20 protein-coding genes are annotated in these 23,583 nt (G+C 72.1%); 16 read left to right on the top strand and 4 right to left on the bottom strand.

The window, feature by feature from the left end; genetic code table 11:
• Window positions 1-12: 12 nt before the first annotated feature.
• Window positions 13-2,400 (bottom strand): alpha-1,4-glucan--maltose-1-phosphate maltosyltransferase, encoded by a 2,388-nt coding sequence (locus R0145_RS09550; RefSeq protein WP_411742033.1) that lies wholly within the window; start codon window positions 2,398-2,400, stop codon window positions 13-15.
• A 152-nt stretch (window positions 2,401-2,552) separates the two neighbouring features.
• On the opposite strand from R0145_RS09550, the gene glgP reads away from it, so the two are divergent.
• Window positions 2,553-5,108, top strand: coding sequence for an alpha-glucan family phosphorylase (gene glgP, locus R0145_RS09545; RefSeq protein ID WP_317836592.1), 2,556 nt, complete (start codon window positions 2,553-2,555; stop codon window positions 5,106-5,108).
• A gap of 75 nt (window positions 5,109-5,183) precedes the next feature.
• On the opposite strand, the gene glgX is transcribed toward glgP, so the two are convergent.
• Entirely contained in the window at window positions 5,184-7,433 is a 2,250-nt protein-coding gene (gene glgX / locus R0145_RS09540; RefSeq protein ID WP_317836591.1) for a glycogen debranching protein GlgX, read from the bottom strand.
• 161 nt (window positions 7,434-7,594) lie between these two features.
• Between glgX and R0145_RS09535 the strand changes: the two genes are divergently transcribed.
• The 6 genes from R0145_RS09535 to R0145_RS09510 are packed head-to-tail and all read left to right on the top strand — an operon-like array spanning window position 7,595 to window position 13,786.
• The gene (locus R0145_RS09535) at window positions 7,595-8,818 is read left to right on the top strand and encodes a cysteine desulfurase family protein (RefSeq protein ID WP_317836590.1); all 1,224 of its coding nucleotides are present in this window, start codon (window positions 7,595-7,597) and stop codon (window positions 8,816-8,818) included.
• Between the two features lie 46 nt (window positions 8,819-8,864).
• Window positions 8,865-9,950, top strand: coding sequence for a tRNA 2-thiouridine(34) synthase MnmA (mnmA, locus tag R0145_RS09530; RefSeq protein ID WP_317836589.1), 1,086 nt, complete (start codon window positions 8,865-8,867; stop codon window positions 9,948-9,950).
• A gap of 13 nt (window positions 9,951-9,963) precedes the next feature.
• Window positions 9,964-10,968 (top strand): hypothetical protein, encoded by a 1,005-nt coding sequence (locus R0145_RS09525; protein WP_317836588.1) that lies wholly within the window; start codon window positions 9,964-9,966, stop codon window positions 10,966-10,968.
• 52 nt (window positions 10,969-11,020) lie between these two features.
• Window positions 11,021-13,219, top strand: coding sequence for an NAD-dependent DNA ligase LigA (gene ligA / locus R0145_RS09520; RefSeq protein WP_317836587.1), 2,199 nt, complete (start codon window positions 11,021-11,023; stop codon window positions 13,217-13,219).
• A gap of 17 nt (window positions 13,220-13,236) precedes the next feature.
• The gene (locus tag R0145_RS09515; protein ID WP_317840201.1) at window positions 13,237-13,560 is read left to right on the top strand and encodes a CPBP family intramembrane glutamic endopeptidase; all 324 of its coding nucleotides are present in this window, start codon (window positions 13,237-13,239) and stop codon (window positions 13,558-13,560) included.
• A 4-nt stretch (window positions 13,561-13,564) separates the two neighbouring features.
• Window positions 13,565-13,786: a hypothetical protein gene (locus R0145_RS09510; protein ID WP_317836586.1), complete on the top strand. Its 222-nt coding sequence runs from the start codon at window positions 13,565-13,567 to the stop codon at window positions 13,784-13,786.
• Between the two features lie 18 nt (window positions 13,787-13,804).
• On the opposite strand, the gene R0145_RS09505 is transcribed toward R0145_RS09510, so the two are convergent.
• Window positions 13,805-14,392, bottom strand: a complete 588-nt coding sequence (locus R0145_RS09505) for a hypothetical protein (protein WP_317836585.1) — start codon at window positions 14,390-14,392, stop codon at window positions 13,805-13,807.
• Between the two features lie 3 nt (window positions 14,393-14,395).
• Window positions 14,396-15,010, bottom strand: coding sequence for an ACT domain-containing protein (locus tag R0145_RS09500; RefSeq protein ID WP_317840200.1), 615 nt, complete (start codon window positions 15,008-15,010; stop codon window positions 14,396-14,398).
• A gap of 190 nt (window positions 15,011-15,200) precedes the next feature.
• On the opposite strand from R0145_RS09500, the gene gatC reads away from it, so the two are divergent.
• The 9 genes from gatC (at window position 15,201) to trpB (ending at window position 23,583) form a co-directional block, all read left to right on the top strand.
• Window positions 15,201-15,527, top strand: a complete 327-nt coding sequence (gene gatC / locus R0145_RS09495; RefSeq protein WP_411742032.1) for an Asp-tRNA(Asn)/Glu-tRNA(Gln) amidotransferase subunit GatC — start codon at window positions 15,201-15,203, stop codon at window positions 15,525-15,527.
• A gap of 2 nt (window positions 15,528-15,529) precedes the next feature.
• Window positions 15,530-17,050, top strand: coding sequence for an Asp-tRNA(Asn)/Glu-tRNA(Gln) amidotransferase subunit GatA (gene gatA, locus R0145_RS09490; protein WP_317836582.1), 1,521 nt, complete (start codon window positions 15,530-15,532; stop codon window positions 17,048-17,050).
• Entirely contained in the window at window positions 17,047-18,543 is a 1,497-nt protein-coding gene (gatB, locus tag R0145_RS09485; protein ID WP_317836581.1) for an Asp-tRNA(Asn)/Glu-tRNA(Gln) amidotransferase subunit GatB, read from the top strand. Before gatA ends, gatB begins: the two co-directional genes overlap by 4 nt.
• 3 nt (window positions 18,544-18,546) lie before the next feature.
• Window positions 18,547-18,936 (top strand): phosphoribosyl-AMP cyclohydrolase, encoded by a 390-nt coding sequence (gene hisI / locus R0145_RS09480; RefSeq protein WP_317836580.1) that lies wholly within the window; start codon window positions 18,547-18,549, stop codon window positions 18,934-18,936.
• The gene (locus R0145_RS09475; protein WP_317836579.1) at window positions 18,929-20,446 is read left to right on the top strand and encodes an anthranilate synthase component I; all 1,518 of its coding nucleotides are present in this window, start codon (window positions 18,929-18,931) and stop codon (window positions 20,444-20,446) included. Before hisI ends, R0145_RS09475 begins: the two co-directional genes overlap by 8 nt.
• Window positions 20,443-21,057, top strand: a complete 615-nt coding sequence (locus R0145_RS09470) for a Trp biosynthesis-associated membrane protein (protein WP_317836578.1) — start codon at window positions 20,443-20,445, stop codon at window positions 21,055-21,057. Before R0145_RS09475 ends, R0145_RS09470 begins: the two co-directional genes overlap by 4 nt.
• Entirely contained in the window at window positions 21,054-21,278 is a 225-nt protein-coding gene (locus R0145_RS09465; RefSeq protein ID WP_317836577.1) for a hypothetical protein, read from the top strand. The genes R0145_RS09470 and R0145_RS09465 overlap by 4 nt, the downstream gene beginning before the upstream one ends.
• A gap of 174 nt (window positions 21,279-21,452) precedes the next feature.
• Complete coding sequence (gene trpC / locus R0145_RS09460) at window positions 21,453-22,238, top strand: indole-3-glycerol phosphate synthase TrpC (protein ID WP_317836576.1); 786 nt, start codon at window positions 21,453-21,455, stop codon at window positions 22,236-22,238.
• A gap of 28 nt (window positions 22,239-22,266) precedes the next feature.
• Entirely contained in the window at window positions 22,267-23,583 is a 1,317-nt protein-coding gene (gene trpB / locus R0145_RS09455; protein WP_317840199.1) for a tryptophan synthase subunit beta, read from the top strand.

Genomic DNA, 23,583 nt, shown 5'->3' with positions numbered 1-23,583 from the left:
GCTGTCGGGCTGTCAGTCGCGGCGCGGCTCGGCCGAGATCACCGCCAGCAGATGGGCCGGCTGCTGGGGGGTGAGCCGGACGAAGTCGTGGGCGCCCCAGTCGTACTCCTGGCCGGTCAGCTCGTCACGCACCCGCAGCTTGTCGCCCTCGGACAGTCCGAAGACCCCCATGTCGAGGTGGATCGTCGACTCCTGGGTGTGCTGCGAGTCGAGGTTGATCGCGACGATGACCGCGTCCTGACCCTCCGGGGTGTCGGTGGCCTTGATGTAGGCGATCACCTCCGGGTTCTCCGAGTTCTGGAAGCGTACGTTGCGCAGCTGCTGCAGCGCCGGATGGGCCCGGCGGGCCCCGTTGAGCTTGCCGATCAGCATCTTCAGGTTGGGCTGCTGGTCGTAGTCGCGCGGCCGGTACTCGTACTTCTCCGAGTTCAGGTACTCCTCGGAGCCGGGCCGGACGGCCTCGTGCTCGAAGAGCTCGTAGCCGGAGTACATCCCCCAGCTGGGCGAGCTGGTCGCGGCCAGCACCGCCCGGATGGTGAACGCTGCCGGCCCGCCGTACTGCAGGTAGGCGTGCAGGATGTCGGGGGTGTTGACGAAGAAGTTCGGCCGCACCCAGGCGGAGGTCTCGTACGCCAGCTCGTTGACGTACTCCTCGATCTCCCAGCGTTCCGTCCGCCAGGTGAAGTAGGTGTAGCTCTGGTGGAAACCGATCCGCCCGAGGGTCTGCAGCATCGCCGGGCGGGTGAACGCCTCGGCGAGGAAGATCACCCCGGGATCGGTCCGGCGGACCTCCGCCAGCAGCCAGGCCCAGAAGTTGATCGGCTTGGTGTGCGGGTTGTCGACCCGGAAGATCGTCACCCCGTGCGAGATCCACAGTCGGACGATCCGCAGCACCTCGGCGTAGATCCCCTCCGGATCGCGGTCGAAGTTGATCGGGTAGATGTCCTGGTACTTCTTCGGCGGGTTCTCGGCGTACGCGATGGTGCCGTCGACCCGCTCGGTGAACCACTCCGGGTGCGTGCTGACCCACGGGTGGTCGGGCGAGGCCTGCAGCGCCAGGTCGAGGGCCACCTCGAGGCCGAGCTCACGGGCCCGGGCGACGAACCGGTCGAAGTCCTCGAAGGTGCCCAGGTCGGGGTGGATGGCGTCGTGGCCGCCGGCCGGTGAGCCGACCGCCCAGACCGACCCGGGATCGCCGGGCTCCGGGGTGAGGGTGTTGTTGCGGCCCTTGCGGAAGGAGGTGCCGACCGGGTGGATCGGCGGCAGGTAGACCACGTCGAAGCCCATCGCCGCGATGTCCTCCAGCCGCGCCGTCGAGGTCTCCAGGGTGCCGGAGTGCCAGCCGTCGGCATCCTGGTAGGCGCCCTGGGACCGCGGGAAGAACTCGTACCAGGAGGAGAACAGCGCCCGCTGGCGATCGACGAACACCGGGTACTCGGGGGAGGGGGAGATCAGCAGACGCGGGCCGTGGGACCGCATCGCGCGGCGTACCCCGCTGCTCTCGATCAGCTCGATCAGCTCGTCGGCGGGGCGCTCGGCGAGCAACGCGATCGCCGCGCCGCGCAGGATGGCAGCGTCGCCGCGCCGGCCCGCCTGCTCGGCGCGCAACGCGGCACCCTCCAGCAGCAGCCGCCCCTCGGCGCAGACCAGCTCCACGTCGATGCTCTTGGTCAGCTTGATCTCGGCGTTGTGCAACCAGGTGCCCCAGGGGTCGTCCCAGCCCTCGACCCGGAACCGCCAGGCACCCTCGGTCGGCAGGCTGATCCAGGCCTCCCAGCCGTCCAGGCCCGGCGTGCCCCACGGGGACATGTCGGTGCGGATCTCCTGGCCCTCGGGGCCGACCGCGATCACCGACGCGTTGACCGTGTCGTGGCCCTCGCGCCAGATCGTCGCCCGGACCGGGAACGACTCCCCGACCGCAGCCTTGGCCGGGTAGGCGCCGCCGGCGATCACCGGCGAGACGTCGGTCACCGGGATCCGGCCGATCCGGGCGCCGATCGCCGGGGCTCCCGGCTCGACCGCCGGCAGCTCGGTCCGCGGCGACGGGGGTGCCGGCAGGTCCCGGGAGAACGCCTCGGCGGTGTGCACGGCCGGGAACCGCGCGGCCGCGGGCGCCGGGGTGGCAGCGGCAGTCGGCTCGGCCGTGAGGACCGTGGTGGCAGCCGTGGGGGCGGCCGGCGTGGTGGGCCGGGCGGTGCGGGTGGGCTTGGCCTCGGACGTGGGCCGGGCGGCCGACGCCGAGGACTTCTTCGCCGCGGTGGACTTCGTCGTACCCGACTTCTTGGTCGTGGCGCGCTTGGAGGTCGACTTCTTGGCGGTCGTCTTGCGCGTGGTGCCGTTGGCATCCACGGCGGGCGGGGTCGGGGTGCTGGACTCGTCGGAAGGCTGCTGCGGGGTCACGGGTCCAACCTAGCGGGGACGGAGTCCCCGGCACAGGCACAATCCGCAGCTGCCGACCGTGTCGTCGGCGGGGTGACGTCCGGCGCGCGGACTGCTGTGGCGTGCGACACGGGGCTCGATCCGGTGGGTGTGCCGTCGGTAGGGTTTGGCCCGTGCGAGCTATTCGACGTTTCACCGTTCATCCCGTACTCCCCGAGCCGCTGAAGCCGCTCGAGGACCTGGCCCGTAACCTCTGCTGGTACTGGAACGAACCCACCAAGGAACTCTTCCGCGCGATGGATCCGGCGCTCTGGGAAGCCACCGGGCAGGACCCGCGCAAGCTCCTCTCCCGCATCGATGCGAAGCGTCTCGCCGCGCTGGCGGCGGACACCCGGTTCGCCCGTCAGGTCGAGTACGCGCGACGTGACCTCAAGGACTACCTCACCGTCGACCGCTGGTACCAGGCATTCGCCGCCCAGCACGAGGGCGCTCCGCAGCGGATCGCCTACTTCTCCGCCGAGTTCGGCGTCGCCGAGGTCCTGCCGCAGTACTCCGGCGGTCTCGGCATCCTGGCCGGCGACCACCTGAAGGCCGCCTCGGACTCCGGCATCCCTATCATCGGCGTCGGCCTGTTCTATCGGCACGGCTACTTCCGGCAGTCGCTCGACGCCCAGGGATGGCAGCAGGAGCGCTACCCGATGCTCGCCCCGCTGGACCTGCCGCTGACCCTGCTGCACGACGAGCAGGGCCAGCCGGTCACGGTGGAGGTCCCGCTGCGCCAGGAGACCTTCCGCGCCCAGATCTGGGTCGCGCAGGTCGGCCGGGTGCCGCTGCTGATGCTGGACTCCGTCGTCGACGGCAACTCCGAGGCTGCCCAGGCCGTCACCGACCGGCTGTACGGCGGCGGGGTCGACCACCGCCTCGCCCAGGAGGTGCTGCTGGGTATCGGCGGTGTCCGGGCGCTGCGCGAGTACTGTCGGATCACCGGGGACCCGACCCCCACCGTCTACCACGCGAACGAGGGCCACGCCGGCTTCCTCGGCCTGGAGCGGATCCGCGAGTACATGAACGACGGCATCGACTTCGACACCGCGGTCGAGCGCACCCGCGCCGGCTCCCTGTTCACCACCCACACCCCCGTCCCGGCCGGCATCGACCGGTTCCCGCGGGACCTGGTCGCCGACCAGTTCCGCACCTTCGCCCCGCTGCCGCTGGACCGGATCATGACCTTCGGCACCGAGGACTACGTCGGCGGTGACCGCGGGGTGTTCAACATGGCCGTGCTCGGCTTCCGGCTCGGCCAGCGTGCCAACGGCGTGTCGCAGCTGCACGGCGAGGTGTCGCGGCAGATGTTCCAGGGCCTGTGGCCCTCCTTCGACGTCTCCGAGGTGCCGATCGGCTCGGTCACCAACGGCGTGCATCACAAGACCTGGATCCACCCCGACCTGCTCGAGTTGATGGCCACCCCCACCTCCGACAGCGACACCGTGATCGACGGTTACGACTGGTCGGCGCTGGACCGGGTGGACGACACCACCATCTGGTCGCTGAAGCAGCGGATGCGCGGTGGCCTGGTCCGGATGGCCCGCGAGCGCCTCGCCGCCTCGCTGAAGGCGCGCGGTCTGTCGGGCAACACCGAGTGGGTCGAGCGGGCGCTCGATCCGAACGTCCTCACCTTCGGCTTCGCCCGCCGGGCGGCGTCCTACAAGCGGCTGACGCTGATGCTGCGCGACCCGGAGCGGCTGAAGAAGCTGCTCAACGATCCCGAGCGGCCGATCCAGATCGTCATCGCGGGCAAGGCCCACCCGGCGGACAACATCGGCAAGGGACTGATCCAGCAGATGGTCCGCTTCGCCGACGCCGAGGACGTCCGGGAGCGGCTGGTCTTCCTGCCCGACTACGACATGTCGCTGGCCCGGCCGCTCTACCCGGGCTGCGATGTGTGGATCAACAACCCGCTGCGCCCGCAGGAGGCCTGCGGCACCTCCGGGATGAAGGCCGCGATGAACGGTGCCGCGAACCTGTCGGTCCGGGACGGCTGGTGGGACGAGTGGTACGACCCGAAGTTCGGCTGGGAGATCCCCTCGGCCGAGAACGTCGTCAGCGCCGACCAGCGTGACGCCCAGGAGGCCGCGGCGCTGTACGAGATCATCGAGAACGAGATCATCCCGCGGTTCTACACCCGCGACGCCAACGGCCTGCCGACGGCGTGGATCACCATGATCCGCGACATCATGTCCGGCCTGACCCCGAAGATCCTTGCCTCCCGGATGGTCCGCGAGTACACCGAGACGATGTACCTGCCCACCGCCCGGTCCTCGGCGCGGATGGCCGAGAACGACAACGCCGCCGAGACCGCCGCCTGGAAGCAGCGGATCCGCACCGCCTGGCCGCAGGTCAACGTCTCCCGGGTCGAGGGGCTGGACGCCGGGTCGCGCGCACTGGGCTCCGAGCTGACCCTGTCCGCCGTCGTCCGTCTCGGCGAGCTGACCCCCGACGACGTCGAGGTGCAGATGGTGCTGGGCTCGGTGGACGACGACGACGAGTTGCACGAGATCGTCATCCACCCGGCCGTCGCCGGTGACCGGGTCGACGGCGGGGTGCGCTACTCCGCCGTCATCCCGCTGGAGTCCGCCGGATCGGTCGGGGTGACCTGCCGGGTCGTGCCCAAGCGGGACGGTCTGGCCACCATCGCCGAGATGGGCCTGGCCACGGTGTCGACGGACTGACGCATCGACAGACCGACAGCGGCACCGCCTGACAGAGATACCGCCCGCTCACCCGGACCCGGGTGAGCGGGCGGTTCAGACTCCGGCGCCGAGCGCCTCGGCGCCGGACTGCTCGGATCCTGCCGGGTCCCCGGTGCCTTCGGTCTCCTCGCCGGGCTTGTCCGGGCCCGATTCGGCCGGTGCGGCCGGGGTGGAGGCCGCGCCGGCCGGCGCCGCGGCGGGCACCTGTCGGTCGGGCAGCTCCACCTGGAGCACGACCACCGAGCGGGCCGGCAGCTGCAGCCGGGTGTCGGCGGGCAGTGTGCCGGTGGGCAACTCGTCGGCCAGCCCGGTGTGGGCGACCACCTGGTAGCTCAACGCCCACGGGCCGCCCGGGAGCGGCACATCCTCGGGCTGGTCGCCACCGTGCACCCAGATCAGGAAGCCCTCGTGGAGGTCGGAGACGTACATCCCCAGGGTGCGTCGGGTGCCGTCGCGCCAGTCCTCGTTGTCCATCTCGATGTCCTCGCCGTCGAACCAGGCGAGGTTCTTGCGGCCGAGCTCACTGCCGGCGGCGTCCACCACGAACTCGCCGTTGCGCCAGTCCTGCGGGCGCAGCACCGGGTGCTCGGCGCGCAGCCGGGTGAAGGTCCGGGTCACCTCGAGTACGTCGGCCCAGGAGTCCGCGGTGTCCCAGTGCACCCAGGAGATGGGGGAGTCCTGGCAGTACGCGTTGTTGTTGCCCAGCTGGGTCCGGCCGATCTCGTCGCCGGCGGTGATCATCGGCACCCCGGTGGAGACCAGCAGGGTCGCCATCATGTTGCGCACCTGCCGGTGGCGCAGCTCGACGATCTCCGGATCCTCGGTCTCGCCCTCGACGCCGCAGTTCCAGGACCGATTGTCGTCCGAACCGTCCCGGTTCGCCTCGCCGTTGGCGTTGTTGTGCTTGACGTCGTACGTCACCAGGTCGCGCATGGTGAAACCGTCGTGGGCGGTGACGAAGTTGACCGAGGCCTCCGGCCGGCGACCGGAGTGCTGGAACAGTTCACCGGAGCCGGACAGCCGGGTCGCCAGCTCCTGCACCCCGTGCACCGCACCCCGCCAGAAGTCGCGGGTGTGGCCGCGGAAACGGTCGTTCCACTCGCTCCACCCCGGCCCCCAGGCGCCGACCTGGTAGCCGTACGGACCCATGTCCCACGGCTCGGCGATCATTTTGATGTCGCGCAGCACCGGGTCGGCGGCGACGAGCTTCTTGAACGGGTGGTCCTGGGCGACGTAGTGCTTCTCGTTGCGGATCAGCTCGGTGGCGAGGTCGAACCGGAAGCCGTCGACGCCCATCTCGGTCACCCAGTAGCGCAGCGAGTCCATGGTCATCTGCAGCACGCCGGGCTGGGAGGTGTCGACGGAGTTGCCGCAGCCGGTGACGTCGTAGTCGTTGTGCATGTCGGAGGTCAGCCGGTAGTAGGCGCCGTGGTCGATACCGCGCCAGGCCAGCGTCGGGCCCTCGTGGCCGCCCTCACCGGTGTGGTTGTAGACCACGTCGAGGATGACCTCGATCCCGGCCTCGTGTAGCGCGCTGACCATCGCCTTGAACTCGGCGACCTGCTCACCGCGGGTGCCCACCGAACAGTAGGCAGCGTGCGGGGCGAAGTAGCCCAGGGTGTTGTAACCCCAGTAGTTCGACAGGCCCCGACCGATGATGAACGGCTCGGACACGAAGTGGTGCACCGGCATCAGCTCCAGCGCCGTCACTCCGGCGTCCACCAGGTGTTGGATCACCGCGGGGTAGGCGATGCCGCCGTAGGTCCCGCGCAGGTGCTCCGGGACGGCCGGATGCAGGTGGGTCAGCCCCTTGACGTGGGCCTCGTAGATCACCGACTCGGCCATCGTCCGGCGCCGGGCGATCGGCGTGGGCGGCGGGGTGTCGGCCACCACCACGCTGAGCGGCACCGAGGCGAAGGAGTCCATCGGATCGGGCAGGTAGTCCGATTCCGCGGTGTGGTCGAGGATCGGCCCGGAGTAGTCCACGCCACCGGTGATCGCCCGGGCGTACGGGTCGAGCAGCAGCTTGGCGGGGTTGAACCGCTCACCCGTCTGCGGGGACCAGTCCCCGTGCACCCGGTAGCCGTACTGCTGGCCGGCGATGACGCCGGGGGCGAAGACGGTCCACACCCCGTCCTTGCCCATCTCCATGTCGTGGTTCTTCTGCGAGCGGTCGGGGGCCACGAGCGCCAGTTCGACCCGGGTGGCGCGGGGCGCCCACAGGCTGAAGCGGGCACCGCCGGCGAGCAGGCGTGCACCGAGCACGCTGGAGTCGATCGGGGCGGTGAGCGTGACGCCACTCATGGAGAACGTCCTTCTGGTCGGATGGGGGTTGGCTCCGGGGCGTACGTCGACCCGGGTAGTCTGCAGTGCTGTCGGCCGTCGACGCTACCTGCAGGACCTCCGTTCCACGGGCCACCACGGAACGGGGCCGAACAAACGCCAGGCAAGGATACCGTACAGAGGTGATTCCCGGGATCCGAACAGCGACGCACCCGCGTGCCTATCTCGACCATGCGGCCACCAGCCCGCTCACCGCGGGCGCCGCACGGGCGATGAGCGAGCACCTGGCGCTGGTCGGCAACGCGTCCAGTCTGCACACCAGTGGTCGCGCGGCGCGCAGGGTGCTGGAGGAGGCCCGGGAGGAACTCGCCGCCGCTGTGGGGGCGCACCCGATGGAGGTGGTGTTCACCTCCGGTGGGACCGAGGCCGACAATCTGGCCGTGCACGGCTCGTGGATCGCCCGTCGGACCGCCGGGCCCGGCGAACCCGTGGGCCGTCCCCGGGTGGTGATCAGTGCGATCGAGCACCATGCGCTGCACGACCTGGTTCCCGCGCTGCAGCGTGACGGCGCCGACGTCGTCAGGCTGCCGGTCCGGGCCGACGGGGTGGTGGACCCGCAGGCCGTCCGGGCCGCCCTGGCCGGGGAGCCCGGCCGGACCACCGCGGTCGGCTCACTGATGGCGGTGAACAACGAGACCGGCGCGATCCAGCCGGTCGAGGTGCTGGCCGAGGCGTGCCGCTCCGCGGGTGCCTGGTCGCACTCCGACGCCGTCCAGGCCTTCGGGCACGTCCCGTTCGACTTCGCCGCCAGCGGCCTCGACCTGGCGTCGATCTCGGCCCACAAGGTGGGCGGACCGATCGGGATCGGCGCGCTGCTGGTCCGCCGCAGGGTGTCCCCGGCGCCGATCGTCCACGGCGGCGGCCAGGAGCGCGGCGTACGCTCCGGCACCCTGGCGCCGGTGCTGGCGGTGGGCTTCGCGGCCGCCGCGGCCGAGGCGGCCGCCGAGTTGGCCGGCCGCGCCGAGCGGTGGCGGCTCCTCCGGGCCCGGCTGTTGGCCGGACTGGGCCGGCTGCCCGGGGTCCGGCCGCTGCTGCCGGCGACCGCCAGCCCGGCCGTCCTCACCGTCGCCTTCGACGGGTGCGAGGCCGACGACCTGCTGCTGTTGCTGGACGCCGCCGGCATCGACGCCTCGGTCGGCTCGGCCTGCAGTGCGGGGGTGAGCAGCACCAGCCACGTCCTGCTGGCGATGGGGCTGCCCGAGGCGGTGGCCCGGTCCTGCCTGCGGTTCTCCTTCGGTGCCGGCACCGGCGAGGAGGACGTGGCCGCCCTGCTGGCCGCCCTGCCGGAGGCCCTGGCCAGGGCGCGCCGGGCCCTGGGCGGCGGAGCTACCATCGACGGGCATTGACCGTGGAACCACGGATCGAGCGTGGACCGACGGGAGGAGTGCGGCGATGAAGGTCCTGGCGGCGATGTCCGGGGGGGTCGACTCGGCGGTGGCCGCGGCGCGGATGGTCGACGCCGGCCACGACGTCACCGGCGTCCACCTCGCCCTGTCCCGCAATCCGCAGTCCTTCCGCAGCGGCGCCCGCGGCTGCTGCTCACTGGAGGACGCCCATGACGCCCGGCGTGCCGCCGACGTGCTGGGGATCCCGTTCTACGTCTGGGACCTCTCGGCGGAGTTCCGCTCCGACGTGGTCGAGGACTTCCTCGCCGAGTACCGTGCCGGCCGTACGCCGAACCCGTGTCTGCGCTGCAACGAGTCGATCAAGTTCTCGGCGGTGCTGGCCCGCGGCCTGGCCCTCGGCTTCGACGCGGTCGCCACCGGTCACTACGCCCGGCTGCTCGACGGACCGCACGGCCCCGCCCTGCACCGGGCGGTCGACCCGACCAAGGACCAGTCGTACGTCCTCGGCGTGCTGGACGCCGACCAGCTCGCCCACTCGCTGTTCCCGCTCGGCGACTCGTACAAGACCGCGGTGCGCGCCGAGGCGGCCGAGCGGGGACTGGCGGTCGCCCGCAAGCCCGACTCGCACGACATCTGCTTCATCCCCGACGGCGACACCGGCGCGTTCCTCGACCGTGAGCTCGGGACCGCCGAGGGAGAGATCGTCGACCTCGACGGCACCGTCGTCGGCCACCATCACGGCGCGCACCGGTTCACCGTCGGCCAGCGCCGCGGCCTGCACCTGGGGATGCCCGCCGACGACGGGCAGCCGCGCTACGTGCTCGGCATCAGCCCGGTGGCCAACCGGGTCACCGTGGGCCCGCACGAGGCCCTGGCCGTGGACACCATCACCGCGATCCGTCCCAGCTGGGCCGGTCCCGCCCGACTCGGCGACTGGTCCGCGCGGGCGCAGGTGCGGGCCCACGGCGACCAGCTGGACTGCACGGTGGTCGCCGATCCGGCCGGGGTGGTGGTGACGTTGGCGGCGCCGGCATACGGCATCGCACCCGGCCAGGCCGTGGTGCTCTACGACGGGGACCGGGTGGTCGGCTCGGCCACCATCGACGCCACCGGCCGGCGGGCCGCCGGATGAGATGGGGCGCAGCATGACCGTCCGCCACAGCGGGGTCGGGTCCTGGCCGGGGCAGGACGCCGCCGCGGCCGTCCGGCTCACCCTGGGGGAGCTGCCCGACGGTGCCTACCTGCCCGAGCTGCCCGCCCGCGGACCCGGCAGCGACATGATCGGGCGCGCCCTGGGGGCCCTGGCCGAGGTGGGCGCCGACCTGCAACCGAGCGGCTGGCGGCTGACCGAGGGACGGTCGCTGCTGCAGCGGCGGGCCCACGCCACCCTGCGCGACGACCTCGACATCCTCGAGGAACAGGCCCAGGGCTTCGCGGGGGCGCTGCGGGTCACCCTCACCGGACCACTGACGCTGGCCGCGAGCGTGGAACTGCCGCGCGGTGGTGCCGCGCTCGGCGATCCCGGTGCCACCCGTGATCTGCGTGATGCGCTGGCGGAGGCGTCGGCCGGACTGGTCCGCGATGTGGCTCGCCGGGTGCCGGGCGCGGTGATCGGCCTGCAGTGGGATGAGCCGCTGCTCGGGGCGATCCGGTCGGGTGCGGTCCGGACGGCGTCCGGGCTGCGGCGGCTGCCGGCCTGGGGTGGGCAGGAGGTGATCGGCCACCTCCGTCCGTTGGTGGACCGGGTGGTGGCGGGCGGCCTCGACCCGGCCCGGACCCTGGTGCACTCCTGCTCCTCCTCGATCGGGATCGACGACCTGGTCGCGGCCGGGATCGGCGGGGTGGGGGTGGACGTCGACACCCTGACGGCGACCGACCTCGACGCGATCGCTGGCCTGCTCGAGGGCGGCCGGGCGCTGCACCTCGGCGTGGCACCCACCGCGGTCGCCGACGCGCTCCCGACCGTCGATGCGCTGGCCCGGCGGGCGCTGCGGGTGCTGCAGCCCCTGGAACTCGGGCCGGTGGTCGCCGAGCGTCTCGTGCTGACCCCGGCATGTGGTCTGGCCGGATGGACCGAGCGTCCGGCGACCGTGCTGCTGCGTCGGCTCGGCTCGGCGGCGGCGATCGTCGGCGAGGAATTGGCTCGCTGACCTGGCCGTTCCGCTCCGCCGGGCTGTCGGTGTGGGCCACTACATTGGGCCCGTGACCGAACAGCGCCCGGATCCCGCAGCGACCACCGACGCGGACGCGCCCGACCCCGCGGTAGCCCCCGACGAGGAGATCTGCGAGCGCCACGACGTCCTGGCCGCCGAGATCGTCGAGCATCGGCACCGCTACTACGTGCTGGATGCGCCGACCATCTCGGACGGGGAGTTCGACGCGTTGATGCGCGAGCTGGAGGCGCTGGAGGACCGCTACCCGCAGCTGCGCACCCCTGATTCACCGACCCAGCAGGTCGGTGCGGTGCCGTCGGCGACCTTCGCGCCGGTGGTGCACCCGCAGCCGATGACCAGCCTGGACAACGTCTTCAGCCAGCAGGAGCTGTTCGGCTGGGTGGATCGTACGATCGACCGGCTGGGCGAACGGCCCGGGGCGGGGGCCTTCGTCTGCGAGCTGAAGATCGACGGTCTGGCGGTGGACCTGGTCTACGAGAACGGCGCGCTGGCCCGGGCGGCCACTCGCGGCGACGGGCGGGTCGGCGAGGACGTCACGGCGAACGTCCGGCGGATCGCGGCGATCCCGCGGACCCTGGTCAGCAGTGCCGGCCATCCGGTGCCCGCGCTGCTGGAGGTCCGCGGCGAGGTGTATCTGTCCCTGGCACAGTTCCGCCGGATCAACGAGGAGCTGGTGGCGGCGGGCAAGGCCCCGTTCGCCAATCCGCGCAACAGCGCGGCGGGGTCCCTGCGGCAGAAGGATCCCGCCGTCACCGCCTCGCGCCGGCTCGGCTTCACCGCCCACGGCTGGGGTGCCACGTCCGACGAACCCGGCACCAGGCTGGAGCTGGCCCGCCAGTCCCACGCGTACGAGGTGCTCGCCGACTTCGGCCTGCCGGTCAGCCAGTTCTCCCGGGTGGTCGACACCAAGGAGGAGATCTGGGCATTCGTCGAGGAGGTGGCGCAGCGGCGCCACGACTTCGTCCACGAGATCGACGGCACGGTGGTGAAGGTCGACGAGCGGGCCCTGCAGGACCGGCTCGGGTTCACCTCCCGGGCCCCGCGCTGGGCGATCGCGTACAAGTACCCACCGGAGGAGGTCACCACCAGACTGCTCGACATCCGGGTCAACGTCGGCCGGACCGGCCGGGTCACCCCGTACGCGGTGATGGACCCGGTGGTGGTGGCCGGGTCGACGGTCGCCCAGGCGACCCTGCACAACGCCACCGAGGTGGTCCGCAAGGGCGTACTGATCGGCGACACGGTGGTGCTGCGCAAGGCCGGCGACGTCATCCCCGAGGTGGTCGGTCCGGTCGCCGAACTGCGTGACGGCACCGAGCGGGCCTTCGTGATGCCGACGCACTGCCCGGAGTGCGGCACCGCACTGGCGTACGAGAAGGACGGCGACGCCGACATCCGCTGTCCCAACCAGCGGTCCTGTCCGGCCCAGCTGCGGGAGCGGCTGTTCCACCTCGCCTCCCGCGACGCGCTGGACATCGAGGTGCTGGGCGCGCAGGGGGCCGACGCCCTGCTGGCCGCGGGCCTGCTCACCGACGAGGGTGACCTGTTCGCGCTGACCGCCGACGAGCTGGCCCGGACGACCTTCTTCACCCGCGCCAGCAAGCCGAAGGAACGAGCCGCGGGGGCCGGCGACCGGCTGCTCTCCGCCAACGGCGAGAAGCTGCTGGCGAACCTCGAGGCCGCGAAGACCCGGCCGTGGGCGAAGTTCCTGGTGGCGCTGTCGATCCGTCACATCGGCAAGGGGAACGCTCCCGACATCGCCGCCGCCTTCCCGACCGTGGAGGCGTTGCGGGACGCCACCGACGACCAGCTCGCGGCCGTCGAGGGGATCGGGCCGTCGATCGCCGCGGCGATCCGGGACTGGTTCGCCACCGACTGGCGGGTCGACATCATCCGCAAGTGGCAGGGCGCCGGCTGTGTGCTGGGGAGCTACGGTGAGCCGGCGCCGGCAGCCGGGCCCGAGGTGACGCAGACCCTGGCCGGATTGACCGTCGTCGTCACCGGCGCGATGCCGGGCTACAGCCGGGACGACGCCCAGGCGGCCATCGTCGCCCGCGGTGCCAAGGCGGCGGGGTCGGTGTCGAAGAAGACCGACTACGTCGTGGTCGGTGAGGGCGCCGGGTCGAAGGCCGAGAAGGCCCGCGCGCTCGGCCGGCCGATCGTGGCCGCTGAGGACTTCCAGCGGTTCCTGGACGAGGGGCCGGACGGTGTGAGGCCGGTCGCCTAGGCCTCCCGCCGGGCGTCATTGCCTACGCCCTGCTGCAGACGGCGTTCGCCGAGGAATCACTGTTCCGAGGTTTTCTGCTCAAGCGGCTCGCGAGCAGACTCGGCTTCTGGCCCGCCGACACCATCCAAGCTGCCGTTTTCGCCCTGCTGCACGTGGTGCCGTTCGGGCTCGCGGTGGGTGCTGGCTGGGGCATTGCTGTCGGAGTGTTGACCGGTGCCGTCGGCGCGCTGATGGGGTTTCTCAACGAGCACCTCGCGGGCGGCTCGCTGGTCCCGAGCTGGTCACTGCACGCCGCATCGAACCTGCTGACCGGCTGCCTTGCGCTGGCGGCCCTAGGCTGATGATGTGACGCGACGTATCTTCTCCGACCCCGACCTGCACGGTGACATCCCGGCGCGGGTGCGCCCCCGGCTGGGGGAATGGGGTCCGTCGCTGGTGCCCAGCACCCGCCGCAAGCGCCGGCAGCGCGTCCTCGTGGTGGTGGGCTTCGTCCTGGCGGTGGTCGCCGTCGTCGCCACCTGGTGGCTGTTCTACTGGATGATGACCGGCAAGGGCGCGCTGTTCTGACCGTCCCGCCCGGTCGACCTACCCCAGCAGGCCGGCCAGGCCGGTGCCACCCCAGGCCAGCAGGGCGAACCGCAGTCCTCGACCCAGCGACATCATGATGCCGAAGCTCCAGGCCGGGATCGGTGAGGCCCCGGCGACCAGCACCACCGGATAGAGCGGCGGGAAGCCGATCACGGCGGCCGCGAAGACCAGCGGCAGCCCGGCCCGGGTGTCACCGATCAGCCGCAGCGACACCCGGACGGTGCGCGACCACCAGCGGCGGAGTGTTCCCAGGTCGGCCTCGCGGCGGGCCGGAACGTCGCCGCCCGTGGCGCCAGTGCCCGAGGCGGCGCCGTCGGACCCGGACCCGCTCCGGTGCCGGGGATGGAAGAAGGGCAGTTCCTTGCCCCGGCGGACCCCCCAGAACATCAGCATCTTGCCGATGCCCTGGCCGAGGGTCAGCCCGGTGATCGCAGCGACCGAACCGGCCGGGTGCAGAGCCCCCGCGGCGACGGCGTACGCCTCGGCGTTGGCCACCGGCACGACGGCACCCACCAGGCCGTAGACCAGGGCCACCAGGAATCCGGTGAACCAGCCCGCCCCGTACGGCAGCGGCAGCTCCGGCACGGATCAGTCGGCCAGGGCCGAGAGGTGGCGCAGCCGGGCGATCTCGGAGGGCAGCCAGACCGGCCCGCCGGTCCGTCCGACCAGGATGGAGCGGTCGGTGCCGATCGGCGCCCAGGCGAGGGCGGTGTCGCTCCAGGCCGGCACCCAGCCGGCCGGCATGTCTGCCGAACCGGCCTTGGCGAGGTCCCCGACCCGTCCCAGCACGGCGCTGTCCAGGTCCGGCGCCATCGGCGTGGCGTACGTGACCGAGGCGTCACTCTCCCGCTCGACGAGCACGCTCCACTGGCAGTGGAAGACGCTGGGCGCGCTGTCGACCAGGACCTCGGCGGCATGCTCGGGGTCGCGGGTCATCTGCTCGAGCGTCTCCAGGTCGCTCTGCAGCGTGCCGCCGTCGTAGTGTCGCGAGATCCACAGCACCTCGACCCCGCTGACCTCCTGACAGGCGCTGACCACAGTGTCGGGCAGCACGCCGGTGGGGATCTCCAGCATGAAGTCGTCGATGCCGTGGCCGTCACGGCTCTCCACGATCTCGATCGCCTTGATGTCGCAGCCGACGAGGCCGACGGCGGAGGCGACGGCGCCGAGGGCACCGGGTCGGTCGGGCATGGACACTCGCATCAGGAACACAGCAGCATTCTCCCCTCCGGGTCGCCCACCACGGCAACTCGGGGGTGTTCGGGACGCAACGTGTCACACAGTGTTCACCCTGCTGACGCTTCGGAGGTCCACTCCGCTGTCCGCGCCACCACCTCCTGCGGTCGCCGAGCGGGCGCTGTCGGTGGTCGGCTCTAGGATGAGCGGTGCGGACATGAGATCCCCGGACCCAAGGAGTTGCACCGTGGCGTTGAGCCAAGACGAGGTCGCGAGGCTGGCACAGCTGGCCCGCATCGACCTCTCCCCGGCGGAGCTGGCCCATCTGGCCCCCCAGCTGGACGTGATCCTCGAGGCGGTCGCCCGGGTGACCGACGTGGCCACCGACGACGTCGCGCCCACCTCCCACCCGGTCCCGATGACGAACGTCTTCCGGGCCGACGAGGTGCACGACTCGCTGCCGGTCGACGAGGTCCTGGCGATGGCCCCGGACCGGGAGGACGACCGTTTCCGGGTCCCGCGGATCCTGGGAGAGGAGCAGTGAGCATGGACGCCAGCACGCTGATCACCACGAGTGCGGCCGATCTCGCCGGCGCGATCGCCACCGGGGAGGTCTCCAGCGTCGAGGTCACCCGGGCGCACCTGGATCGGATCGCCGCCGTGGACGGGGCGGTGCACGCCTTCCTCAGCGTCGACGAGGAGGGTGCGTTGGCCCAGGCCGCGGCCGTCGATGCCCGGATCGCCGCGGGGGAGCGGCCGGGGCCGCTCGCCGGCGTTCCGCTCGCCCTGAAGGACGTCCTCGCCCAGAAGGGCGTGCCGACGACCGCCGGCTCGAAGATCCTCGAGGGCTGGCGCCCGCCGTACAACGCCACGGTGACCCAGCGTCTGCTCGACGCCGGCGTGGTGATCCTCGGCAAGACCAACATGGACGAGTTCGCGATGGGCTCATCCACGGAGAACTCCGCGTACGGGCCGACCCACAACCCCTGGGACTTCACCCGGGTGCCCGGTGGCTCGGGCGGTGGCTCGGCGGCGGCGCTGGCGGCCTTCGAGGCGCCGCTGGCGATCGGCACCGACACCGGTGGCTCGATCCGTCAGCCGGCCGCCTTCACCGGCACCGTGGGGGTGAAGCCGACCTACGGCGGCACCTCGCGGTTCGGTCAGATCGCGCTCGCCTCCAGTCTCGACCAGCCCGGCCCGTGCGGCCGTACGGTCCTCGACACGGCACTGCTGCACGAGGTGATCGCCGGCCACGATCCGAAGGACCAGACCTCGCTGGACGCCCCGGTGCCGCCGGTGGTGGCCGCCGCCCGCGCGGGTGACGTCAGGGGCCTGCGGGTCGGCGTGGTCACCGAGCTCGGCGGCGAGGGCTACGCACCCGAGGTCGAGGCGAACTTCCGCGCCACCGTGGATCTGCTGGCGGAGCTGGGTGCCGAGGTGGTCGAGGTCTCCTGTCCCACCTTCGAGTACGCCCTCGCGGCGTACTACCTCATCCTGCCCAGCGAGGCCTCCTCCAACCTGGCCCGCTTCGACGCGATGCGCTACGGCCTGCGGGTTGGCGACGACGGCACTCGCTCCACCGAACAGGTGATGGCGCTGTCCCGGGAGGCCGGGTTCGGCGCCGAGGTGAAGCGGCGGATCATCATCGGCACGTACGCCCTGTCGGCCGGCTACCGCGACGCCTACTACGGATCCGCGCAGAAGGTCCGCACCCTGGTGCAGCAGGACTTCACCGCCGCGTTCGCCCGGGCGGACGTCCTCGTCTCACCGACCACCCCGACGGCCGCGTTCCGGCTGGGGGAGCGGCTCGACGACCCGATGGCGATGTATCTCAACGACCTGTGCACGATCCCGACGAACCTGGCCGGCAATGCGGCCGGGTCCTTCCCCACCGGCCTGACCGGCGACGGGTTGCCGATCGGGTTCCACGTGATGGCACCGCACCGGGCCGACGACCGGCTCTACCGGGTCGGCGCGGCGCTGGAGCGGGCGCTGACCGACCGCTGGGGCGGCCCGCTGCTCAATCGCGTCCCCGACCCGGCCACGACGACGGAGGTCACCCGATGAGCGAGCCGATCCTGTCCTACGCCGACGCCCTCGAGGCGTACGAGCCGGTGATCGGCCTGGAGGTCCACGTCGAGCTCAACACCGCCTCGAAGATGTTCTGCGGCTGCTCCACCGAGTTCGGCGCCGCCCCGAACACCCACACCTGCCCGGTGTGCCTCGGCCTGCCCGGCTCGATGCCGGCGATCAACGCCAAGGCGGTCGAGTCGGCCATCCGGATGGGCCTGGCGCTGAACTGCTCGATCGCCGAGTGGTGCCGGATGGCGCGGAAGAACTACTTCTACCCCGACATGCCCAAGGACTACCAGACCAGCCAGTACGACGAACCGATCGCCCACGACGGGCACCTGGATGTCGAGCTGTCCGACGGCGAGGTGTTCCGGGTCGAGATCGAGCGGGCCCACATGGAGGAGGACGCCGGCAAGCTGACCCACCTGGGGGGTGAGACCGGGCGGCTGCACGGCGCGGACTATTCGCTGCTCGACTACAACCGGGCCGGGGTGCCGCTGATCGAGATCGTCACCCGGCCGATCACCGGGGCCGGTGCTCGCGCCCCGGAGGTCGCCCGGCGCTACGTGGAGACGATCCGTGACCTGATGCGCGCCCTCGGCGTCTCCGACGTACGGATGAACGAGGGCTCGCTGCGCTGTGACGCCAACGTCTCGCTGCGCCCGTGGGGCCGGGAGAAGCTGGGCACCCGCACCGAGACCAAGAACATCAACTCGTTCCGGTCCATCGAGGGCGCGGTGACGTACGAGATCCAGCGCCAGGCGGCCGTGCTGCAGGACGGCGGGACGGTCGAGCAGTGCACCCGGAACTGGCTGGAACACCTCGGCGAGACGTCCTTCGGCCGGTCCAAGGAGGAGGCGGAGGACTACCGCTACTTCCCCGAGCCCGACCTGGTGCCGATCGCCCCGAGCCGGGAGTGGGTCGAGGAACTGCGGGCGACGCTGCCGGAGCATCCCACCAGGCGCCGCAACCGGCTGCAGGCCGCCTGGGGCTTCAGCGATCTGGAGATGCGCGACGTGGTCAACGCCGACGCGCTGGACCTGGTCGAGCAGACCGTCACCGCCGGCGCCACCGCCCAGGCGGCCCGCAAGTGGTGGACCACCGAGCTCGCCCGGCGGGCCAACGAGGCCGGCGTGGCGCTGGACGAGGTCGGGATCTCGCCGGCCCAGGTCGCCGCGGTCCAGGCACTGGTCGACGCCGGCACGATCAACGACAAGCTCGCCCGCCAGGTCTACGACGGGGTGCTGGCCGGGGAGGGCGAGCCGGCCGAGGTGGTCGCCGACCGGGGTCTGGCGGTGGTGTCGGACGATGGGGCACTCGGCGCCGCGGTCGACGCGGCCATCGCCGCCAACCCGGACGTCGCCGACCGGATCCGCGGCGGCCGGGTGCAGGCGGCCGGCGCGCTGATCGGCGCGGTGATGAAGGAGATGCGCGGCCAGGCCGACGCGGCCCGGGTGCGCGAGATCATTCTCGAGCGGCTGGGCTGAGCCATGGCGACGAATCCCACCCTCCCCGAGGAGGTGGCGGCGCTGCTCAAGCGCACCCCGGACGGGCTCGTCCCGGCCATCGCCCAGGACGCGACCGACGGTCGGGTGCTGATGATGGCCTGGATGAACGACGAGGCGCTCGCTCGCACTCTGGCCACCGGCCGCGGCACCTATTGGTCGCGCAGCCGCCGGAAGCTGTGGGTCAAGGGAGAGGAGAGCGGCCACCGGCAGTGGGTCCGCCGGGTCGAGCTGGACTGCGACGGTGACACCGTGCTGCTGCAGGTCGACCAGGAGGGCGCGGCCTGCCACCTCGGCACCCGGTCCTGCTTCGACACCCACACCCTCGCGCTCGGCCCGGGTGCCGCCCGTCCAGACGGAGGCTCCGATGAGTGAGCTGCCGATCACCCCGAGCCCGGCGGGCTTCCGTGAGCAGGCCAGGACCAGTCGGGTGATCCCGGTGTGGACCAAGGTGCTCGCCGACACCGAGACCCCGGTCGGTCTCTACGCCGCACTGGCCCGGGACGCTCCGCACACCTTCCTCTTCGAGTCCGCCGAGGACGGCGTCTTCTCCCGCTGGTCGATCATCGGGGTCCGCAGCGGCGCCACGCTGACCGAGCGGGACGGCCGGGCGGTGTGGTCCGGCACGCCCCCGGTCGGTCTGCCGACCGAGGGTGAGCCGCTCGACGTGCTGCGCGAATCCCTCCGGGTGCTCCGCACCGGTCGTCCCGACGGTCTGCCGCCGTTCGTCAACGGCTTCGTCGGCTATCTCGGCTACGACATCGTCCGGCACCTGGAGGTGCTGCCCGACGAGAACGTCGACGACCTGCAGGTCCCCGAGCTGGTGATGATGCTGGCCACCGACCTGGCCGTGCTCGACCACCGCACCGGCGAACTCTGGTTGATCGCCAACGCGATCAACCACGACGCGACCGACCAGCGGGTCGACGAGGCGTACGCCGACGCGGTGGCCCGGGTGACGGCGATGGCGCGCCGGCTGGCCGAGCCCGCGCAGCCGCTGGTCCGGGCGGTGGACGACTCCGGCACCGCGCCCGAGGTGATCGAGCAGCGTACGCCCGTCCAGTTCGAGGCGGCGGTCGAGGCGGCGGTCGAGGAGATCCGTGCCGGCGAGATCTTCCAGGTGGTGGTCTCCCAGCGCTTCGACATCCGTACCCAGGCCGATCCGCTGGACGTCTACCGGGTGCTGCGCCGGATCAACCCGAGCCCCTATCTCTACCTGTTGCGGCTCGACGGGTTCGACATCGTCGGCTCCAGCCCCGAGGCGCTGGTCACCGTCACCGACCGGGAGGCGGTCACCCACCCGATCGCCGGCACCCGGCCGCGCGGCCGGACGGCCGCCGAGGACGTCGCGCTGGAACAGGAACTGCTCGCCGACGAGAAGGAACGGGCCGAGCACGTGATGCTGGTCGACCTCGGCCGCAACGACCTGGGCCGGGTCAGCGAACCGGGCACCGTCACCGTGATCGAGTTCATGAAGGTCCGCCGCTACTCCCACGTGATGCACCTCGAGGCCGGCGTCACCGGGCGGCTGCGCGACGACGTCGACGCGGTGCAGGCGGTGCTGTCGTGCTTCCCCGCCGGGACCCTGTCCGGGGCGCCGAAGGTGCGGGCGATGGAGATCATCGACGACCTCGAGGTGAGCCGCCGTGGGGTGTACGGCGGGGTGATCGGCTACTTCGACTTCGCCGGCAACGCCGACGTGGCGATTGCGATCCGGACTGCGCTGATGAAGGACGGCACGGCGTACGTACAGTCCGGCGCGGGGATCGTCGCCGACTCGGTCCCGGCCAACGAGAACCAGGAGTGCCGCAACAAGGCGATGGCCGTGGTCCGGGCGATCGCCACCGCGGACAGTTGGCGCGAGCTGAACGGGACCCCGGGGTGACGGCCCACCGCTGGCGGACCATGGCGTACGCCGCCCTGCTGGTCGGCACCGTCGGCGCGTTCGCGACCGGCGCCCAGCCGTGGTGGCAGGCCGGGGCGGGCGGCACCACCGCTCCGCTGACCGGCACCGCGTCCAGCGGCAGCCTCAGCCAGGCGTTGGCCGTGGTGACCGTGGCCGGTCTGCTGCTCTCCCTCACCCTCGCCGCCCGGGGCCGTCAGGTCCTCGGCGCGGTGCTGTTCCTGGCCGGCGCCGGGATGGTCGCGGTCGGCCTCACCCGGCCCCGGCCGGCCGCCGACGTGGTCGCCGAGGCGCTGCGTACGGTCACCCTGTCGGTGGAGTACACCCTGACCGGCACCGGCTGGCCCTGGGCCTATGCCGTCGCCGGACTGCTGGTCGCCCTGGGCGGCGCCCTGCTCGCCGTCCTCGCCCCCCGCTGGGAGACCCGTCGCTCCCGCTTCGAGCGGGGCGCCGGCCCGATCGACCTCACCGACGCCACCGCGGTGTGGAAAGCACTGGACGCGGGCGTCGACCCGACCGCCGGTTCTGCGCTACCCTCGGCGGAGCAGGATGCGCCCCAGGAAGCGTCACCGGACAGGGAGAGTCAAGGATGAGTCACAGCGCGATCGGGCACGCCCCCGAGGAGAAGTACCACCACGGCAAGTCGCCGGCCTCGTACGCGTTCTCCATCATCTTCATGGTCGCCGTCGTCGTCGGCGTGGTCGGGATGGTGCCCGCCCCCCATCCGACCCTGCTGATCATCGCCGGCGTCATCGCGCTGGCCGCGTGGATCACCTGGGCCGTGCTGCGCGGGATGGGGCGCGACAACGTCTAGGACGTACTGAGCCGACCCCGCCCGGGCACGCCCCCGGGTGCGGGATCCATGGGCGCCCGGGCCGTCGGTCCGCGGCGCCCATTCGTGTCCCCGGTCCCACCGGCGTTCCACTGCTCGGGACGCCGGGACCGGTGCGGTAGAACAGACAGATGAGATGAACGGAAGGAGAGCCAGATGGGTGTGCTCGACGAGCTGAACCAGGGGGCCCGCGCCGACATGGCCGAGCGCCGGGTGCGCACCCCGCAGGACGAGCTGGTGCGCCGGATCGAGGCGCTGCCGCCGACCCGGGATCCGCTGCCCGCCTTCCGCGCGCCCGGGATCGCGGTGATCGCCGAGGTCAAGCGGTCCAGCCCGTCGGCCGGCGCGCTGGCCGAGATCGCCGATCCGGCGGCCCTCGCCCAGGCGTACGCCCGGGGCGGGGCGGACGCCATCTCGGTGCTCACCGAGCAGCACCGGTTCGGCGGCACCCTGGCGGACCTGGTCGCCGTCCGGGCCCGGGTGGACATCCCGGTGCTGCGCAAGGACTTCATCGTCGACGCCTACCAGCTCTACGAGGCGCGGGCCGCCGGGGCCGACCTGGCGCTGCTGATCGTCGCCTCACTCACCGACGGCGAACTCGCCGCCCTGCACGCCACCGCCCTCGACCTGGGCCTCACCCCGTTGGTGGAGGCCCACACCGCCGAGGAGGTCCGTCGCGCCGTCGACGTCGGCGCGGTGCTGATCGGCATCAACAACCGCAACCTGAAGACCCTCGAGGTCCACACCGCGACCTTCGGCCGGCTCGCCCCGCTGGTGCCGGCCGGCGTCGTCCGGGTCGCCGAGTCCGGCGTCCGGACCCCGGCCGACGTCCGGGCGTTCGCCGAGGCCGGCGCCGATGTTGCACTGATCGGCCAGGCCCTCGTCACCGGCGGCGACCCGGTCGCCGGGGTCCGCGCCATGAAGGAGGCCCACCGTGGCTGAGACCGTGTCCACCGAGCCGTTCCGCAACCTGGCCGGGCAGCGGCCCTGGGACGGGCGCGAGGTGCCCGACGCCCGCGGCCACTTCGACCGGCTGGGCGGCAAGTTCGTCCCGGAGGCGCTGTACGCCGCCCTCGCCGAACTCGAACAGGCCTACCAGGACGCCCTGCGCGATCCGGCCTTCGCCGCCGAGCTGGAGGACCTGCGGGTCAACTACGCCGGCCGCCCCACCCCGCTCACCGAGGCCAAACGGTTCTCCCGGCACTGCGGCAACGCCCGGGTGGTGTTCAAGCGGGAGGACCTCAACCACACCGGCTCGCACAAGATCAACAACGTCCTCGGCCAGGCCCTGCTCACCCGGCGGATGGGCAAGCAGCGGGTGATCGCCGAGACCGGCGCCGGCCAGCACGGCGTCGCCACCGCCACCGCCGCTGCCCTGATGGGCCTGGAGTGCCGGATCTACATGGGCAAGGTGGACACCGACCGGCAGGCCCTCAACGTCGCCCGGATGCAGCTGCTCGGCGCCGAGGTGATCGCCGTCGAGTCGGGCTCGGCGACGCTCAAGGACGCGATGAACGAGGCGCTGCGCGAGTGGGTCGCCACCGTCGACCACACCCACTACCTGATCGGCACCGTCGCCGGCCCGCACCCGTTCCCGAAGATCGTCCGGGAGTTCCAGCGGGTGATCTCCACCGAGGCCCGCGGCCAGTTCCTGGCGACGTACGGCCGGCTGCCGGACGCCGTCTGCGCCTGCGTTGGCGGCGGGTCGAACGCGTTGGGTTCCTTCGCCGACTTCATCCCCGACCCCGCGGTCGCGCTGTATGGCTATGAGGCCGGCGGGGAGGGCATCGAGACCGGCCGGCACGCCGCCTCGATCAACGGTGGCTCGGTCGGCGTGCTGCACGGCACCCGGACCTACCTGCTGCAGGACGAGGACGGCCAGACGCAGGAGTCCCACTCGATCTCGGCCGGGCTGGACTACCCCGGGGTCGGCCCCGAGCACGCCTACCTGCACGATGTCGGCCGGGTGACGTACGAGCCGGTCACCGACACCGAGGCGATGGAGGCGTTCCGGCTGCTCACCCGCACCGAGGGGCTGATGCCGGCGATCGAGTCGGCGCACGCCGTGGCGGGCGCGATCCGGCTCGGCCGGCGGATCGCACAGACCGACCCCGACGCCCGGCCGCTGATCATGGTCACCCTGTCCGGCCGGGGGGACAAGGACGTCCGGACCGCCACCCGGTGGTTCGGGCTGACCGGCGAGGTGGACGCGACCCACGGCGGGGACCCGGTGGAACTGCCCGAGGACCTCGCCGCCCACGCCGAACCGCGCCCCGAGGAGATGTGA

This window comes from Raineyella sp. W15-4, assembly GCF_033170155.1.
In the GTDB taxonomy this organism is placed as follows: domain Bacteria; phylum Actinomycetota; class Actinomycetes; order Propionibacteriales; family Propionibacteriaceae; genus Raineyella.
This window is presented reverse-complemented; position numbering and strand designations above follow the sequence as displayed.

Excerpts from the sequence above, each read along its gene's own strand:
- glgX (WP_317836591.1), bottom strand. The coding sequence starts at position 7,433 with ATGAGTGGCGTCACGCTCACCGCCCCGATCGACTCCAGCGTGCTCGGT.
- mnmA (WP_317836589.1), top strand. The coding sequence starts at position 8,865 with ATGAAGGTCCTGGCGGCGATGTCCGGGGGGGTCGACTCGGCGGTGGCC.
- R0145_RS09525 (WP_317836588.1), top strand. The coding sequence starts at position 9,964 with ATGACCGTCCGCCACAGCGGGGTCGGGTCCTGGCCGGGGCAGGACGCC.
- R0145_RS09500 (WP_317840200.1), bottom strand. The coding sequence starts at position 15,010 with ATGCGAGTGTCCATGCCCGACCGACCCGGTGCCCTCGGCGCCGTCGCC.
- gatC (WP_411742032.1), top strand. The coding sequence starts at position 15,201 with ATGAGATCCCCGGACCCAAGGAGTTGCACCGTGGCGTTGAGCCAAGAC.
- gatA (WP_317836582.1), top strand. The coding sequence starts at position 15,530 with ATGGACGCCAGCACGCTGATCACCACGAGTGCGGCCGATCTCGCCGGC.
- gatB (WP_317836581.1), top strand. The coding sequence starts at position 17,047 with ATGAGCGAGCCGATCCTGTCCTACGCCGACGCCCTCGAGGCGTACGAG.
- hisI (WP_317836580.1), top strand. The coding sequence starts at position 18,547 with ATGGCGACGAATCCCACCCTCCCCGAGGAGGTGGCGGCGCTGCTCAAG.
- R0145_RS09475 (WP_317836579.1), top strand. The coding sequence starts at position 18,929 with ATGAGTGAGCTGCCGATCACCCCGAGCCCGGCGGGCTTCCGTGAGCAG.
- R0145_RS09465 (WP_317836577.1), top strand. The coding sequence starts at position 21,054 with ATGAGTCACAGCGCGATCGGGCACGCCCCCGAGGAGAAGTACCACCAC.
- trpC (WP_317836576.1), top strand. The coding sequence starts at position 21,453 with ATGGGTGTGCTCGACGAGCTGAACCAGGGGGCCCGCGCCGACATGGCC.